At 40.0% G+C, this 16,508-nt stretch carries 16 protein-coding genes; 13 read left to right on the top strand and 3 right to left on the bottom strand.

Annotated features, from left to right (window positions below; all coding sequences use genetic code 11):
* Positions 1-21: 21 nt before the first annotated feature.
* Both xyl3A and H6A61_RS05155 read right to left on the bottom strand, forming a co-directional pair.
* Entirely contained in the window at positions 22-2,613 is a 2,592-nt protein-coding gene (gene xyl3A, locus H6A61_RS05160) for a xylan 1,4-beta-xylosidase (protein WP_204391664.1), read from the bottom strand.
* Between the two features lie 180 nt (positions 2,614-2,793).
* Complete coding sequence (locus tag H6A61_RS05155; RefSeq protein WP_154044678.1) at positions 2,794-3,819, bottom strand: DUF4468 domain-containing protein; 1,026 nt, start codon at positions 3,817-3,819, stop codon at positions 2,794-2,796.
* Between the two features lie 186 nt (positions 3,820-4,005).
* On the opposite strand from H6A61_RS05155, the gene H6A61_RS05150 reads away from it, so the two are divergent.
* From H6A61_RS05150 to H6A61_RS05090, 13 genes are all read left to right on the top strand, one after another.
* A complete protein-coding gene (locus H6A61_RS05150) occupies positions 4,006-4,707 on the top strand; it encodes a 16S rRNA (uracil(1498)-N(3))-methyltransferase (protein ID WP_204391662.1) in 702 nt (233 codons plus the stop codon).
* Between the two features lie 22 nt (positions 4,708-4,729).
* A complete protein-coding gene (locus H6A61_RS05145) occupies positions 4,730-6,256 on the top strand; it encodes a DUF4836 family protein (protein WP_204391660.1) in 1,527 nt (508 codons plus the stop codon).
* A 57-nt stretch (positions 6,257-6,313) separates the two neighbouring features.
* The gene (locus H6A61_RS05140; protein ID WP_375338091.1) at positions 6,314-6,958 is read left to right on the top strand and encodes an ATP-binding cassette domain-containing protein; all 645 of its coding nucleotides are present in this window, start codon (positions 6,314-6,316) and stop codon (positions 6,956-6,958) included.
* A 13-nt stretch (positions 6,959-6,971) separates the two neighbouring features.
* Entirely contained in the window at positions 6,972-8,150 is a 1,179-nt protein-coding gene (locus H6A61_RS05135) for an ABC transporter permease (protein WP_204391659.1), read from the top strand.
* 178 nt (positions 8,151-8,328) lie between these two features.
* Positions 8,329-9,855 (top strand): F0F1 ATP synthase subunit beta, encoded by a 1,527-nt coding sequence (atpD, locus tag H6A61_RS05130; protein WP_204391657.1) that lies wholly within the window; start codon positions 8,329-8,331, stop codon positions 9,853-9,855.
* 5 nt (positions 9,856-9,860) lie between these two features.
* Positions 9,861-10,133 carry a F0F1 ATP synthase subunit epsilon gene (locus tag H6A61_RS05125; RefSeq protein ID WP_154044673.1) on the top strand — a complete coding sequence of 91 codons (273 nt, stop codon included), beginning with the start codon at positions 9,861-9,863 and terminating at the stop codon, positions 10,131-10,133.
* Between the two features lie 58 nt (positions 10,134-10,191).
* Positions 10,192-10,572 carry a hypothetical protein gene (locus H6A61_RS05120; protein WP_235336376.1) on the top strand — a complete coding sequence of 127 codons (381 nt, stop codon included), beginning with the start codon at positions 10,192-10,194 and terminating at the stop codon, positions 10,570-10,572.
* On the top strand, positions 10,569-11,630 hold the full coding sequence (gene atpB / locus H6A61_RS05115; protein ID WP_154044671.1) for a F0F1 ATP synthase subunit A: 1,062 nt from the start codon (positions 10,569-10,571) through the stop codon (positions 11,628-11,630). Before H6A61_RS05120 ends, atpB begins: the two co-directional genes overlap by 4 nt.
* A gap of 97 nt (positions 11,631-11,727) precedes the next feature.
* Positions 11,728-11,982, top strand: coding sequence for an ATP synthase F0 subunit C (gene atpE, locus H6A61_RS05110; RefSeq protein ID WP_154044670.1), 255 nt, complete (start codon positions 11,728-11,730; stop codon positions 11,980-11,982).
* Positions 11,983-11,992: 10 nt separating this feature from the next.
* The gene (gene atpF / locus H6A61_RS05105) at positions 11,993-12,493 is read left to right on the top strand and encodes a F0F1 ATP synthase subunit B (RefSeq protein ID WP_154044669.1); all 501 of its coding nucleotides are present in this window, start codon (positions 11,993-11,995) and stop codon (positions 12,491-12,493) included.
* A gap of 6 nt (positions 12,494-12,499) precedes the next feature.
* Positions 12,500-13,054, top strand: coding sequence for a F0F1 ATP synthase subunit delta (locus tag H6A61_RS05100; RefSeq protein ID WP_154044668.1), 555 nt, complete (start codon positions 12,500-12,502; stop codon positions 13,052-13,054).
* Between the two features lie 19 nt (positions 13,055-13,073).
* The gene (atpA, locus tag H6A61_RS05095) at positions 13,074-14,663 is read left to right on the top strand and encodes a F0F1 ATP synthase subunit alpha (protein ID WP_154044667.1); all 1,590 of its coding nucleotides are present in this window, start codon (positions 13,074-13,076) and stop codon (positions 14,661-14,663) included.
* A 7-nt stretch (positions 14,664-14,670) separates the two neighbouring features.
* Entirely contained in the window at positions 14,671-15,555 is an 885-nt protein-coding gene (locus H6A61_RS05090; RefSeq protein WP_204391653.1) for a F0F1 ATP synthase subunit gamma, read from the top strand.
* A 77-nt stretch (positions 15,556-15,632) separates the two neighbouring features.
* Here H6A61_RS05090 and H6A61_RS05085 read toward each other — a convergent pair whose 3' ends face one another.
* Positions 15,633-16,394, bottom strand: coding sequence for a hypothetical protein (locus H6A61_RS05085; RefSeq protein ID WP_204391651.1), 762 nt, complete (start codon positions 16,392-16,394; stop codon positions 15,633-15,635).
* Between the last annotated feature and the right edge of the window lie 114 nt (positions 16,395-16,508).

Below are 16,508 nucleotides of genomic sequence, written 5' to 3'. Positions count from 1 at the left end.
TGTTTTTATACTGTATGTAGATTATTCGGCTATCGTAACCTTAACCGATTTCAGCTTCTTGATGTCTGATGTTCCACCATAAAGGATTTCGTATTCACCTTCAAGTGTACGCATCGTATTGCTGTTTGTGTCAAACCATTCAAAGCTTTCAGGAGTAAGTTGGAATTTCACATTGCTTGTCTCTCCCTGACCTATATTTACACGTTTGAATTCTCTTAAAGTCAAAATAGGACCTTGTTTGTCGTCCGGACGGCGCAAATAAACCTGAACAACTTCTTCTCCATCGCGTTTGCCTACATTGCTTACAGGAATTTCAAGCGAAAGTGTTTCATCAGCCTTTATAGTTTGAGAACTTAAAGTTGCGTCTCCATATTTGAAAGATGTATAACTCAGACCGTGGCCGAACGGGAATAACGGTTCGTCTGTGAAATATCTGTATGTACGTCCTTTCAGCGAGTAATCTTCGAAGTCAGGCAATTGGCTTGTGCTCTTGTAGAAAGTGAGCGGAAGTCTTCCGGCAGGATTATAGTCACCCATAAGAGTTGCCGCTACAGCTCTACCTCCTGCCTGTCCTGGATACCATGCTTGAAGGATAGCGTCGCACAGCTGTGCTTCTTTTGTAAGTGCCATAGCCGAGCCTGAGAAGTTGACCATAACGATTTTCTTTCCGGCTTTTTTCAGTGCGGTAAGCAACTTGGTCTGTATTGCTGGCAGTTCTATACTTTCTCTGTCTCCACCGTTAAATCCTGGTATTCTGATAGGCATTTCCTCGCCTTCAAGCTGAGGTGAAATACCACCTGCAAATATAACTACATCTGCATCTTTTACTTTGTTTACGGTTGAAGAAAGGTTTAATGGAACTTCGCGTCCGAAATCGAAATTCAGTGTCGCACAGTTTCCTTCGGTAGCGACATAATCTACCTTTATATCATATGTTTTTCCTTTTTCGACGTTCATCTCGTAAGCGTGCGAGTTCTTAACGTTAAGTCCCGATGCAACTTCTTTTCCGTCTATATATAATCTGATATATCCCTGAGTCTGGAAGCTGAATGCTATAGTCTCATCTTTTACCGGTTTCAGTTCCGATTCATATCTTGCCGAGAAATTTCCGAGGTTTACGCCAGGAGCAAATACTGTGGCACCGGCTGTGGTGAAATGGAAAGGAGTACCTACATGAGCGGTAACGTCAGGATCGCCTTCCTGCTTCATCTTGTTCCAGTACAAAGCCTTGAATCCTTTTTCACCATCGGCACTGCACAAATCGAACAGACTTTGCAAAGATACTTCAGAAGTGTGGTCACATCCCTGTTCATATATAATCTGTGATTCGGGAATGATTTCTTTCAGTCCTTCAAGCAGTGTTATAGTCTTGCTTGGAAATCCGTTATAATTACCCCACTGCATTACAGAATCGTTAGCGTTAGGACCGATAACCGCTATTTTCATGTTCTTGTTTAATGGGAGTATGTTGTTTTTGTTTTGAAGTAGGACAAGTGATTCTTCAGCCATTTTCAATGCAAGGTCTTTATGTTCTTTGCAATCGACAACGCTGTAAGGGATTTCTTTCCATGATACATTTTCGTCCATTTCTCCTAGTTCGAAACGTGCGGTCATAAGGCGTTTCAATGAATTGTCGAGAGTCTCTTCCTTTATCAATCCTTGTTTTACGGCGTCAACCAGCGAACCGTAGCTCTCGCCACATTCCAGGTCTGTTCCTGAATGTACAGCTTTTGCACTCGCATGCTCAGCGTCAGGTTCAGTGTTATGATGTCCTTCGGTATAAAAATCGGCTATAGCCCAACAGTCGGACAGAACGATACCTTTAAATCCCCATTCATCGCGCAAAATCTGCTGTAAAAGCCTTGTGCTTCCGCAGCAAGGTTCGCCTTCATATCTGTTGTATGCACACATCACTTCTTTTACTCCGGCTTTTGTCACCAGATCCTTGAATGCCGGAAGGTAAGTTTCCCATAAGTCGCGAGGATCAATATTTTCGGCATTGAACACATGTCTGTTCCATTCCGGTCCGCTGTGTACTGCATAGTGTTTTGCACATGCGTGCAGCTTGTCGTATTTTGTGGAGTCAGGTCCCTGTAATCCTTTTACTACGCTGATACCCATCCTTCCTGCCAGATACGGGTCTTCACCATAGGTTTCCTGACCTCTTCCCCAACGCGGGTCTCTGAAGATGTTTACATTAGGAGTCCAGAAAGTCAGTCCCTGATATCTTTGCAAGTCTCCGGATTTGGAAAATTCTGTGTTCTTGGCTCTGGCTTCATCGGAAACGGCTGTGAATACATCGTATAATAACTCATCATCAAATGATGCAGCCATACCTATACATTGTGGAAATACCGTTGCTGTTCCGGCTCTTCCTACACCGTGTAATGCTTCGTTCCACCAGTCGTATTTCTTTATTCCAAGTCGTGGAATGGCAGGTGAGTTCATTTGCATTAACGATACTTTTTCTTCCAGATTTAATCTGCTGATAATGTCTTCAGCCCTTTTTTCGGGCGATAATGAAGTGTTTTTGTAGGCCGGTTCCTGGCATGAGAACAAGAGAATTCCGCAGCCGGCCAATGCGAAGAAACGCCATGTTTTTCTATTTTTCATAAGATATTAAGAGTTTATGTTTATATAGTGTATTTCATACATTAAAACTGTGGGTAAAGATATATGTTTTTTTGTAATATTGTTACTGTTAGGTGATGTATTTGAACAGAATATAACTTTTTTATATGAAAAAAGCCAACCGTCGGAGGTTGGCTTTGATGATTTTATTATGTATATGATTTACAGGTTGTTTATTTCAGCTGATGTCACTTCGCATATATACATTATATATTCTTTAGAAGTGTCGATGTTCTGATTTAGAGATTTAAGTTCTTCTGAAGACATATTTTGTGTCATGGTCTTCTTGCATTCTATGATGATTGCAGCATCTATTGATTTTCCTACATAGAATGAAATCTTATACTCTGAGTTTTCTTCCATATTTTTACATATCTCGGAATTCTTCTTGTCTATGAGGATATATGCTACGTCTTTGTTGAACAGTTTTCCGAAGCCTCCCCATGACTGGTGTGACACTTCGGTTTCTTTATTTCCGGATGTAATTGTAATTCTACCTTTGGCAGCTATATCGTTGAGGTTTCCCGGTAATTGTGATACGGAAACTTTTCCTGATGTATTGGCAGGAGACTGTACAGGAGTTGTTGTAGGATTGTCAATAAGCTTTTGTCCCAGACTTTCTCTTGCTGAGCTGAACAGCTCATCTTTCAAATCTATAGTCTCACGTCTGAATTTTCCACAGATAGGTGCCAGTTTTGTTTTTTTCTTGTTCAGTGCCATATCGTCTGTAATCCATTCTTCGGCAGAATAGCGTTCACCTCCGTCTCTGTTTTCGTCATACCAATATCTGATACGGCTCATTGTGAGATGGCATGTACCATTCTCCACCTGAATGTAGAAATGATAGTAAATTCTTGTTCTGTCTAATGACAGTGCCGAAGAACTGAATACGATGTATTCCTCTGCCGATGCTACAATTTCACCGTTTTCCTCATTTGTATATACTACACGGCTTGTTAGTTTATTATCGGATACAAATCTTTTTTCGGCCCATTCGAGCATTGATTTGTATAGTTCATCTTTTGTCATTGTCGGGACTTTTATTTCATCCTCGAATGTTATCTTGTCATCTTTGAAAGTTATTGCACCTTCCAAATATTTTGGATTCGAATTGTCATTTTTTTTATTGTCTTTGGCAATAGCGAAAAATGGCATAATCGCCAGCATAATTAATAGTAATTTTTTCATGTGTGTTTGTTTTTCTTGTTATTATCAGCAAATGTATATAAAAAATCTTTTTGGGATGATATAATGGATTATTTCTATTTGTTTATCTTTGTTAAATGACATGTCGTTTTAATTTAGACGTATGCAGCATCAGATGTGTCGGAAAAAATAGCTACATTTGTTCGTTTTTATATCAAGTTTATTATTATGCACGTATTTTATACACCTGACATTCTTACAGATCCGGAATTGCCTGCAGAAGAAGCAGGACATTGTGTGAGAGTTTTACGTTTGAACATTGGAGATGAAATTCTACTTACCGATGGAAAAGGTTATTTCTATAAGGCAGTTATAAGTGCTGCCACTTCAAAGAGATGCCAAGTAAGTATTAAAGAAAAAATATTCCAGGAACCATTATGGAAAGGTCATCTGCATATAGCTATGGCTCCAACCAAAATGATGGACAGAATAGAATGGTTTGCCGAGAAAGCTACGGAAATAGGTCTTGACGAGATTACTTTCCTTAATTGCAGGTATTCCGAACGTAAGGTTATTAAGACAGAAAGAATTGAGAAAATTGTTGTTTCTGCAGTAAAACAGTCTTTGAAAGCCCGTAAGCCGGTGATAAATGAAATGACTGATTTTGAAAAGTTCATGAATATGGACTTCAAGGGCGATAAGTTTATTGCTCATTGCAATGAGGGTGAAAAAACATTGTTGAAAGATGCCATAGTGCCAGGAAATGATGCTTTGGTGCTTATTGGTCCTGAAGGTGATTTCAGTGTAGAGGAAGTGGAAACAGCCATCAGGAAAGGTTTTAAGCCTGTAAGTCTCGGAAAGTCGCGTTTGCGTACTGAAACGGCGGCATTGGTTGCCGTTCATACTATGAATCTGTTGAACGCTGAATAATAATGTATAATCGGATAAAGGTATGAAACTAAGATTTATATATATTCTTGTACTGGCATTTATTATGTCGGCATGTGATAAAGGTTCTGATTATAGAAATGCCATCCCGTCAAGATCTGCAGCAGTTGTGGCTGTTGATTTGAATTCCATGTCGGAGAAGATGGGGCTCAGTGGTGAAAAAGTTGACAAACCTCTTCTTGACAAGCTGGAAAATATGGTTAAGAGCGGATTGACAGGATCGGATGCTTTGATAGAAAAGATCTTTGATGATGGCACTGAGAGTGGATTAGGCCTGAAGGATAAGATTTACTTATTTGCCGGTGAGCAGGCAAAAATGGGTGGTTTGCTTGTAAAGGTTACTGACAGGGATAAATTGGAAGAACTTCTTGATGTTCTCAAAAAACAGCAGTTGTGTTCGTCGGTGAAAGAGGCAGACGGATGCAGGTGGGCTATAGTTGGAGACTGGCTTCTGGCGTATAGTAAAAGTGCTTTTATTCTTGTTGCTGACAATAAGGGGTCAGACCCTGAATCGTTGGTGCGTCAGGCTTCAATGTGGTTGAGACAGAAAGACGGTGAAGGATTTTCCGCATCAGAAGATTTTACATCTATCGAGAGCAAGAGCGGTGATATAGTGATGTGGACATCGCTTGAACTCTTGCCTCAGGAGGCTGTATATCCGTTGACAATGGGAGTTTCTGCCGAACTGAAACTGAAAGATGTAAAAGCTTTGTCGGTGGTTGATTTTCAGCAGGGAAAAACTGTTGTTGATATAGAGACAATGATTGCCGATAAAGTGATGAAAAATATCCTTGAGAAGAAACAGCAGGTGACTTCAAGTATAAAAGGCAATTACCTTGACCTGTTCCCGTCGAATACTCCTTTTTGGGCAACGGCAAATATTAAAGGAGGTGAATTCTATGATTTCTTGTGTGAAAATCCGGCAATGAGAAGATATTTTGACAACTCCATGATACCTTTGGATTTTCGTTCGTTTTTCAATGCGATAAGCGGAGATGTGGCTTTGGCTATGTCCGGTACTGACGGAAGAGAATTCATAGCCTATGCAGATGTGAATTCAGATTCTTTTATGGAGTCCTTTGAGCGACTTAAAGCTATGGCTCTGCTCTCAGGAGGGCAGGTAGTTCTGAAAAATTATGGTGACAAAGGATATGAATTCAAGACTGTTGACGGAAGCCTTGTAGGATTGTCTTCCGGTCCTTTATCATTATGGATAGGAGTCAAGGACGGGAAATTATATGTAACCAACAAGGAGTCATTGATTGACAGGCGTGTGTTGGGACTCTCGTTGAGAAATCGCAAATGGGGTGACAGGGTAGTCGGTCAGAAGTTCTTTATGGTTTCCGATTTGACGTCGTTAAATCGTATTTTTGACTTGAAGCATCTCAAGGGAACAATGGCTTCTGCATTGGCTTTCTTCGGTGGACTTGATTGTTTTACAGTGGAATCTGCCGATGGAGAAAATGTGCATATTGAGATATTGATGAAAGATAACAATAAAAATCCATTGGCTACATTGCTGAATTATTGATAATGTAAGGTTTGTCGTCATGCATGTTACATATGGAATTTAATAAAGTGATATAAGGTGGAAAAAATATGTTTGAATAATATCGTACCTTCTATATTCTCGTCTGTAGAAAAGATGGATTCCGGTATCTGGAGAAGAGATGTTGTTTTTCAGAAAGAGAAGTCTTATCTGATTGAAGCTGCATCCGGTACAGGAAAATCGTCGCTTATCAGTTTTATATACGGATACAGGAAAGATTATGAGGGGAAAATATGTTTTGACGAAACTGATATCAGAACATTCTCCGGCAAAGATTGGACTTTCGTGAGACAAAATAACATAGGTTTGATGTTTCAGGAACTCAGGCTCTTTCCTGAACTTACGGCCGGAGAAAATGTCATACTGAAAAATAATCTTACTGCGTTTAGGGAAGAAAAACAAATCAGACAATGGTTTGAAATGTTGGGCATTGACAATAAATGGTCGGAACCTATAGGCAGGATGTCGTTTGGGCAGCAGCAGAGAGTAGCGTTTATAAGGATGTTGTGTCAGCCTTCAGACTTCCTTTTCCTGGATGAGCCAGTCAGTCATTTGGATAATGCAAATGGCGATATTATGGCTTCGATTATTGAAAATGAAATAAGAGAGAGAGGAGTAGGAGTGATAGTGACATCCATCGGTCGCCGTTTACAGATGAATTATAGTGAGGAAATAAAACTCTAAGTAGATAGGGAATATGCTTTGGAAATTATTAAGACAACATATAAGCGTGGCTCAATTGGCAGGATTTTTTATTGCCAATCTGTGCGGTATGGTTATTGTGATGCTTGGCATTCAGTTCTATAGTGACGTGTCGCCTGTGTTTGAGGAAGAGGATAGCTTCATAAAAAAAGATTATGTAGTTGTCACAAAGAAAGTAAGTACTATCGGAAGTCTGTCAGGGAAAAGCTCTACTTTTTCTTTGCGTGAGGTAGAAGATATCAAGTCGCAGCCTTTCACAGTGGAAGTAGGAGAATTCCAACCGGCACAATTCAAGGTTTCTGCCGGAGTATCTTTCGGGGGAATGAATATGAGCACGGCAATGTTTCTTGAATCTGTTCCCGACAATTTTGTGGATGTAAAGGCTGATGACTGGAAATATGTAGAAGGACAAAAGGAAATCCCGATAATAATTCCCAAAAACTATCTTAACCTGTACAATTTCGGTTTTGCCAGAAGCAGAAATCTTCCACAGTTGTCTGAAGGAATGATAGGTATGGTATCGCTGGATTTATACATTTCCGGCAATGGAATGAGTGAAATGAAGAAAGGTCGTATAGTGGGATTTTCCAACCGACTGAATACAATTCTAGTTCCGGAATCGTTTATGAATCTGGCAAATCATAAATATGGCGGAAGCAACGAACTGAAGCCTTCAAGAATAATCATTGAAGTGGATAATCCTGCTGATGAAAGAATAGCTCGTTTTTTCGGAGATAACGGATATGAAACTGAGGATAATAAACTGGATGCAGGAAAAATTACATGGTTTCTCAAGATGGCTGTAGGAATAGTCATGGCAATAGGGCTTGTAATAAGTGCGCTTTCATTCTATATATTATTGTTGAGCATCTATCTGCTTTTACAGAAAAACACTGATAAATTGGAGAATCTAATTCTTATGGGATACAGTGCATCACGTGTTTCGATGCCATATCAGATACTAACGGTTGCGATAAACTTTGCGGTGCTGGTCATTGCCGTATTTTTATTGATTGTAATAAGAGGAATGTATTCCGGTATGTTGTCTGATATTATACAAGGTATTGATGGCGGTGGAATATTTGTTTCATGTATGGTAGGCGTTATATTGTTCCTGTTTGTATCCGCATATAACATAATTGCAATAAGGAGAAAAGTCAATGCTATAATATAAAGTATAAAAAGTCTTTATGTGGTGTGATAATATGTAAATGGTATTGGGAAATATTTCTCTTATTATGTCCTATAACATTGTTTAACGGCTAAAAAATGTTACATTATGGTACATCTTTACTGGATAATATATTAAATTTGCGATATACAATTAAGATAATTATTTAACAGATTAGTTTATGTCAAAAATCGTTGGACATATTTCGCAGGTAATTGGTCCGGTTGTGGATGTTCACTTCGATCTGGAGGGATTGGATGCCGAAGTTGCACTGCCGAAAATACACGATGCAATGACTGTAGTCCGCAAGGATGGTCGTACATTGGTTATTGAGGTACAGCAGCATATAGGCGAGGATACTGTACGTACAGTGGCTATGGACAGTACAGACGGACTAAAACGCGGAATGGAAGTTGTACCTACCGGACAGCCTATAACCATGCCGGTGGGAGCACAGATCAGAGGACGTGTGATGAACGTTGTGGGAGAGACAATAGACGGAATGTCCGAACTGGACAAGAAGGACGGTTTCCCTATACACCGCGAGCCTCCACGTTTTGAGGATTTGGCAACAACTCAGGAAGTACTTTTTACAGGTATTAAGGTTATTGACCTTTTGGAACCATATCTGAAAGGTGGTAAAATCGGATTGTTTGGTGGTGCCGGTGTTGGTAAGACCGTGCTCATCAAGGAGTTGATTAACAATATCGCAAAGAAACACAATGGTTTCTCTGTCTTTGCCGGTGTGGGTGAGCGTACCCGTGAAGGTAATGACTTGCTTAGGGAAATGATTGAATCAGGCGTTATCCGTTATGGTGAGGAATTCCAGAAGAGTATGGAAGAAGGCAACTGGGATTTGTCGAAGGTTGACTATAAGGAAGTAGAGAAATCACAGGTTGCGATGGTGTTCGGACAGATGAACGAACCTCCTGGCGCACGTCAGTCTGTTGCGCTGTCAGGATTGACACTTGCCGAATCTTTCCGTGACCGCAAGACTGAAGAAAACAGCCCTAAGGACATATTGTTCTTTATCGATAATATATTCCGTTTTACTCAGGCAGGTTCTGAGGTTTCTGCGCTTTTAGGACGTATGCCTTCGGCTGTAGGTTACCAGCCTACTCTGGCTACTGAAATGGGTAAGATGCAGGAACGTATCACTTCTACCAAGGATGGTTCCATCACATCAGTTCAGGCTGTTTATGTGCCTGCCGATGACTTGACAGACCCTGCTCCGGCTACTACATTTACTCACCTTGACGCTACTACAGTGTTGAGCCGTAAGATTGCCGAGCTTGGTATCTATCCTGCCGTTGACCCACTGGATTCTACATCGCGTATCCTTGATCCGCTGATTGTGGGTAAGGAGCATTACGAGACTGCACAGAGGGTTAAACAGATTCTTCAGCGTAACAAAGAGCTTCAGGATATTATCTCTATCCTTGGCATGGATGAACTTTCTGACGAGGACCGTCTGACTGTAAACCGTGCTCGTAGGGTACAGAGATTCCTTTCACAGCCGTTTGCAGTGGCTGAACAGTTTACAGGTGTTCCTGGTGCTATGGTTTCAATAGAAGATACAATCAAGGGATTCAAGATGATTCTTGACGGTGAAGTTGACTACTTGCCGGAACAGGCATTCCTTAATGTAGGAACTATTGAAGATGCCATAGAGAAAGGAAAGAAACTGCTTGAGGCTGCTAAAGCATAACGCCTATGGACAGGAAGAATTTGCATCTGGTGATTATTTCACCGGAGCGTACTCTCTTCGATGGTCCTGTCAACTGGGTGGAACTTCCGGGTGAACTGGGAAAGTTTCAGGTGCTTGTAAACCACGCTCCGATAATATCTTCGTTAAAGGATGGTGAAGTGGTCTATCAGTGTGGCGAGGCACATTACAGGGTGCAGAGAGATACGCAAAGATTGAAAATTACAGGAGGATTCGTTGAGGTTAAAGATAATTTGGTCTCAGTGTGCGTAGAATTATAAACCGAAAAATCTGAAAAACATGTTTTTGCTCAAGGCAAAGAGGATATTTATAAAAAAAATGACAATATTGACTTTGATATTGTCTGTTGTGATAGGTTTGATTTACCATTTGTTTATACCAGACAGGTATTTTCCGTGGTTTCCTGCCATTCCTGTGTTTTTTTACCTCTTCGGTCTGTTCTACATCAACATGTTTTCTCTGGCTTATCGGTTGGGAGAAGATAAAATGGTTCCACTGTTTCTGGTTTGCAAAGGAACAAAGTTTCTTGTCAGTGTGCTGATAATTTCTATATACTGTTATGCGGTACAGCATGAAATTGTGGCTTTTTTTGCAACCTTTCTGGTATTCTATATTTCTTTTCTGATATTCGAAACTGTATATTTTACTAATATCGAACTGAGACTTATAAAGAAGAAAAAACTAAAACAGAAACAATGAAAAAAGTACGTTATATATGGACTTTGGTGTTACTGATGGTTTTTACATCGGGTTTCGCATCTGCCGAGACTTCTAATGAAGGTGGTGAAGTGGATGTCAATGAACTGGTGTTCGGACATATCAACGATGCCTACTCTTGGCATATTCTCAGCATAGGGGATACTCATATCACAATACCATTGCCGGTAATAGTGAAAAGCAGTACCGGATGGCATGTATTCTCATCTGAGAAACTTGAAGATGGTGAGTATGAAGGACTTTATATTGCCGAAGGTGGAACATACGACGGAAAGATAGTAGAGCGTAATTCTTCAGGCGAGGAAGTTCGTCCATGGGACATGTCCATAACAAAGAATGTTGTTGGACTTATAATAAACAGCACTATTCTGGTGTGGATAGTTCTTGGATGTGCTAGATGGTATAAAAAACATCCTGTAGAGAACGGTGCGCCAAGAGGTGGTGTAGGTATGGTAGAATCGATGGTGTTAATGATTTATAATGATGTAATCAAGGAAGGTATAGGTCCTGGTTATGAACGTTATGCACCGTATCTGCTGACTGCATTTTTCTTTATATTGGTTAATAACCTGATGGGACTTATTCCAATATTTCCTGGAGGTGCCAATGTAACAGGTAATATAGCTATTACACTTGTGCTGGCTTTGCTGACTTTCTTTTTTACGAATGCTTTTGCAACCAAAGAATATTGGAAAGATATATTTTGGCCTGATGTTCCGGTATGGCTTAAGGCTCCTATACCTATGATGCCGGTGATAGAATTCTTTGGCCTGTTCACTAAGCCTTTCGCTCTTATGATTCGTCTTTTTGCCAATATAATGGCAGGCCACGCAGCTATTCTCAGTTTGCTGTCCATAATTTTCATAACAGTGAAGATTGGTCCGTTATTGAATGGTACAATGACTTTTGTGTCAGTGGCCTTTGGTATATTCATGACTGCTCTTGAACTTTTGGTAGCTTTCATTCAGGCTTATGTGTTTACTATGCTTTCAGCCGTATTTATCGGTCTTTCCAAGGTAAAGGAAAAAGAAGAAAATTAAACTAACAAAAAATAGTGATGAAAATGTACGGCAAAATTGCCGTAGTAGAATTATTACTTTATAAATTAAAAAATAACAAACTTAAAAACTTATAATTATGTTACTTTCAATTTTATTACAGGCTGCCGCAGGTGCAGGTTTAGGTAAATTGGGTGCTGCTCTTGGTGCAGCTATTGCAGTAATCGGTGCAGGTATTGGTATTGGTAAAATCGGTGGTTCAGCTATGGAAGCAATTGCTCGTCAGCCAGAAGCATCAGGTGATATTCGTACTAATATGATTATCATTGCAGCACTTGTTGAAGGTGTAGCTATTATCGCAATTATCGTTTGTCTTTTGACATTGTTCCTATAATAATCAGCGTATGGGATTATTGACTCCGGATCCGGGGTTACTGTTTTGGATGGTAGTAGTATTCGGTATTGTCTTCTTTTTGTTGGCAAAATTCGGATTCCCTGTTATCATCAAAATGGTTGACGATCGGAAAGCGTATATTGACAACTCGCTTAAAGCTGCACGTGAAGCTAACGAACAATTGGCAAACGTGAAGATTGAAGGCGAGAAAATCCTGGCTCAGGCCCATGAGGAGCAAGCCCGAATCCTGAAATCGGCAACAGAAACGCGTGACCGTATCATTAGAGAAGCTCAGGAAAAGGCTCGTCTGGAAGGTGACCGTTTGATGGAGGAAATGAAAAAGCAGATTGAAACCGAAAAAGAAAGTGCAATCCGCGATATCCGGCGTCAGGTGGCTTTACTCTCTGTAGGTATTGCTGAAAAAGTAATGCGTACAAAATTGGCCGATGAGAAGGAACAGACTGAACTTATCAGTCGGTTGGTGGACGAAATGGTTGAATCTTCTAAATAACCTAGTATGAATACAGGAGTTGTTTCAAGGCGTTATGCCAAGGCTTTGTTGGACTTTGCAATGGACAGAGGCAATGAAGACAAGATATATGAAGAGGTAAAAACGCTGGCCAGACATTTTGCTAATGTTCCTGATTTGAGAAGGACTATTGATAATCCGGTTGTTACGAAACAAGAAAAATTGAATTTACTTGTTGAGGCAGCGGGAGGTAAAGATGTCACTGAAGAAATGAAACGTTTCCTCTTGCTGGTACTTAATGGTAAGAGAGAGAAATTCTTGCAATTCATGACATGGTCGTATATTGACCTGTATAGGGAAAGGAAGCATATATTGATGGGTAAACTGACAACTGCAATCGAAGTTCCGGAATTGGTGAAGCATCTTGAAAAAATAGGTAGCCAGAAAACTAATTCCAAGATAGAAATAACTTCTAAGATAGATCCTTCTATTATAGGCGGTTACATTATGGAAATAGATGGATATCGTCTTGATGCCAGCGTCGATTACCAGCTTAAAAAAGTTAAGCGTCAGTTTATTGAGAAGAACAGAAGAATAGTTTAATTATTTGAATTGACAAAGAATGGCAGATAATACTATAAAACCCAGCGAAGTCTCGGAAGTATTGCTCCAGCAACTTGAAGGTATAGATACCTCGCTTAAATTTGATGAGGTAGGTACCGTGTTGCAGGTAAGTGATGGTGTGGCTCGTATATATGGCTTGCGTAATGCTGAAGCAAACGAGTTGCTGAAATTCGAGAACGGTATCATGGGTACGGTAATGAATCTGGAAGAGGACAATGTGGGTGCAGTCCTGCTAGGTCCTACTGACCAGATTAAGGAGGGAATGATAGTGAAACGTACCAAACACATCGCTTCCATCAATGTTGGTGAGGGTATGTTGGGACGTGTAATAGACCCTCTGGGTGTTCCATTGGATGGACGTGGCGACATACTTGGAGAAACATTCGAGATGCCGCTTGAACGTAAGGCTCCGGGAGTTATTTTCCGTCAGCCTGTAACAGAACCGTTGCAGACTGGTCTGAAGGCTATTGATGCCATGATCCCTATAGGACGCGGACAGCGTGAGTTGATTATCGGTGACCGTCAGACAGGAAAGACAGCTATTGCTATTGATACAATCATCAATCAGCGCTCTAATTATGAGGCAGGAAATCCGGTTTACTGTATTTATGTGGCGATAGGACAGAAAGGTTCTACTGTGGCAAGTATAGTTAATGCACTCCGTGAACGTGGTGCTATGGATTATACAGTGGTAGTTGCAGCTACAGCCTCTGATCCTGCAGCTATGCAGTATTTCGCTCCGTTTGCCGGTGCAGCTATAGGTGAATATTTCCGTGATACCGGTCGTCATGCATTGGTAGTATATGACGACTTGTCAAAACAGGCTGTAGCTTATCGTGAAGTATCACTTATCCTTCGCCGTCCTTCTGGACGTGAGGCTTATCCTGGTGATATCTTCTACCTGCATTCACGTTTGCTTGAACGTGCGGCTAAGATAATAAGCCAGCAGGAAGTGGCAGAACAGATGAATGATTTGCCTGAAAGCCTGAAAGGAAAGGTTAAGGCCGGTGGTTCGCTCACAGCATTGCCTATTATTGAAACTCAGGCTGGTGACGTATCAGCATATATTCCTACAAATGTGATTTCAATCACTGACGGACAGATATTCCTTGAAACAGACCTCTTTAACCAAGGTTTCCGTCCTGCTATCAACGTGGGTATTTCTGTATCACGTGTGGGTGGTAGTGCGCAGATCAAGAGTATGAAGAAGGTTGCCGGTACACTGAAGATTGACCAGGCACAGTATCGTGAACTTGAAGCTTTCTCTAAGTTCAGCAGTGATATGGACCCTGTTACAGCTATGGCTATCGACCGTGGACGTAAGAATAACCAGTTGCTTATTCAGCCTCAGTACTCACCTATGCCGGTTGGCGAGCAGATTGCAATCCTTTATTGCGGTACACACGGTTTGATGCGTGAAGTTCCACTTGACAAAGTACGTAGCTTCCAGGATACATTCCTTTCAACTCTTCGTGTGAACCATAAGGAAGATGTGATAGATGTTTTGGCCAGCGGACAGATAAATGATGCTGTAACGGCTATTATAGAAAAGGTAGCAGCAGAAACTGCAGTTCAATATAAACAGTAATTATATTATGGCATCGCTGAAAGAAGTTAAAAGTAGAATAAACTCTATAAACGGTACGCTGAAGATTACTTCGGCCATGAAGATGGTGGCGTCGGCAAAACTGCACAAGGCTCAGGAAGCTATAGAAAATATGCTTCCATACGAGAACAAGCTGCATGGAATTCTGAGAGATTTCTTGGCGTCCGGCGTTTCTGTTCAGACACCTTTCTCTGTCAACAAACAGGTAAAGAAGGTGGCAATAGTGGCTTTTGCTTCGAACAGCAGTCTTTGTGGCGGATATAATGCAAATGTTATCAGACATTTGTCAGCTCTGGTTGACGAGTATTCTGCTAAAGTAGGAAAGGAGAATATCCTGATTTATCCTGTAGGAAGGAAAATTGCTGAGGCAGTAAAGAAGATGGGAATGGAAGTGGCAGGAGATTATCAACACATGAGTGGGAAGCCCAATTATCAGGATGCTTCTGATTTGGCTTCTGAACTCATGAGTAAATTCCTGAAAGGTGAGATACAGAAAGTAGATTTGCTGTATAATCACTTCAAGTCAACATCATCCCAGATTCTGACTCATGAAACATATCTTCCGGTTGATGTAAACGGACAGGTTGGCAATACAGACAACTCTGAGGCAAAAGAACAGTCTTCAGACTATATTATTGAACCTTCGGCTGAAATTATAATGAAATCACTTGTTCCTAAGGTTCTGAGGATGAAGATTTATACGGTATTGCTTGACGCTGCAGCATCGGAACATGCTGCCCGTACGATGGCAATGCAGATAGCTACCGACAATGCCAACGATTTGATTCAGGAGTTGACTTTGGTATATAACAAGAGCCGTCAGCAGGCTATTACGAACGAATTGCTTGATATTGTTGGCGGAACAATGGCCTGATATTAAATTATGTTTCTATAAAATTAAAGCATTATGATATGTTGTTTTAGGCATGTCATAATGCTTTTTTATATGTTTTATTGCTTTGCGAAACTGATAATCTTTTTATCTATGTATTTCCATGTTTTAATACGGATGGAGTCGTTTATATATGGAAAAATCACAATATATTTTTCAGTAGAGTCTTTATGAAATTTAATATATGTACTTATTTCATCGCATTCGTATCTCCCTTTGAATTTGTATTTAAAGTTTTTTCGATTCTCTGTTTTTTTATCATATTTTATTTCTATTTTCCCTTTATAGGCCTTATCATTGATTTTTTGTAGATGTATTAATATATTTCGTATAGAATCTTTGTACAGCCATTTCCCGTTATAATTTGTTGGTGGGTTAAAATTTTCAGGGGTAAATTTCTTTTCTACAATTCCATCTTTAAGTTTCCCCACAAATACTATATGCTCATATCCTCTCACTATCAGTAAACGGGATATCCAATACGCAAAAATACCTTTTGGAGTTATATATTCTTTGGGATAATCTATTAATTCTTGCGGAGGATTTGACGGATTTTTACCGTTTTCAATGCTGATAAGAAAAAGACTGTCATTACTTAATTCCCAAGTAGCAATATAGCCACGTGCTGTAGCAGTTGTTCGTAATGGGTTGGCAATATTAATGTTTTTAATATGCGGAGGAAAAATTGAAGGTGTGTTGCCTGTTATTGTGCCTGTAAAGAATTTTATACCGTTTATTATTACTATATCAGCTTCTTGGAATGTTGAATATAATGATAAACACCATATATTAAATAATAATGTAAGGATGATTTTTTTCATAAGCGTGATTTTTTCTATGGTTATAAATTTAAGTATAATGTGCTAAATGGCAAAATGTTAGAAATCTTTTTTTATAGTATTGGATTTATTTATTAATGCGTTTATCCCTATCAC

Source organism: Bacteroides caecigallinarum (assembly GCF_016901995.1).
In the GTDB taxonomy this organism is placed as follows: domain Bacteria; phylum Bacteroidota; class Bacteroidia; order Bacteroidales; family Bacteroidaceae; genus Phocaeicola; species Phocaeicola cellulolyticus.
The sequence above is the reverse complement of the archived record's forward strand: the minus strand, read 5'-3'. Positions and strand labels throughout refer to the sequence as shown.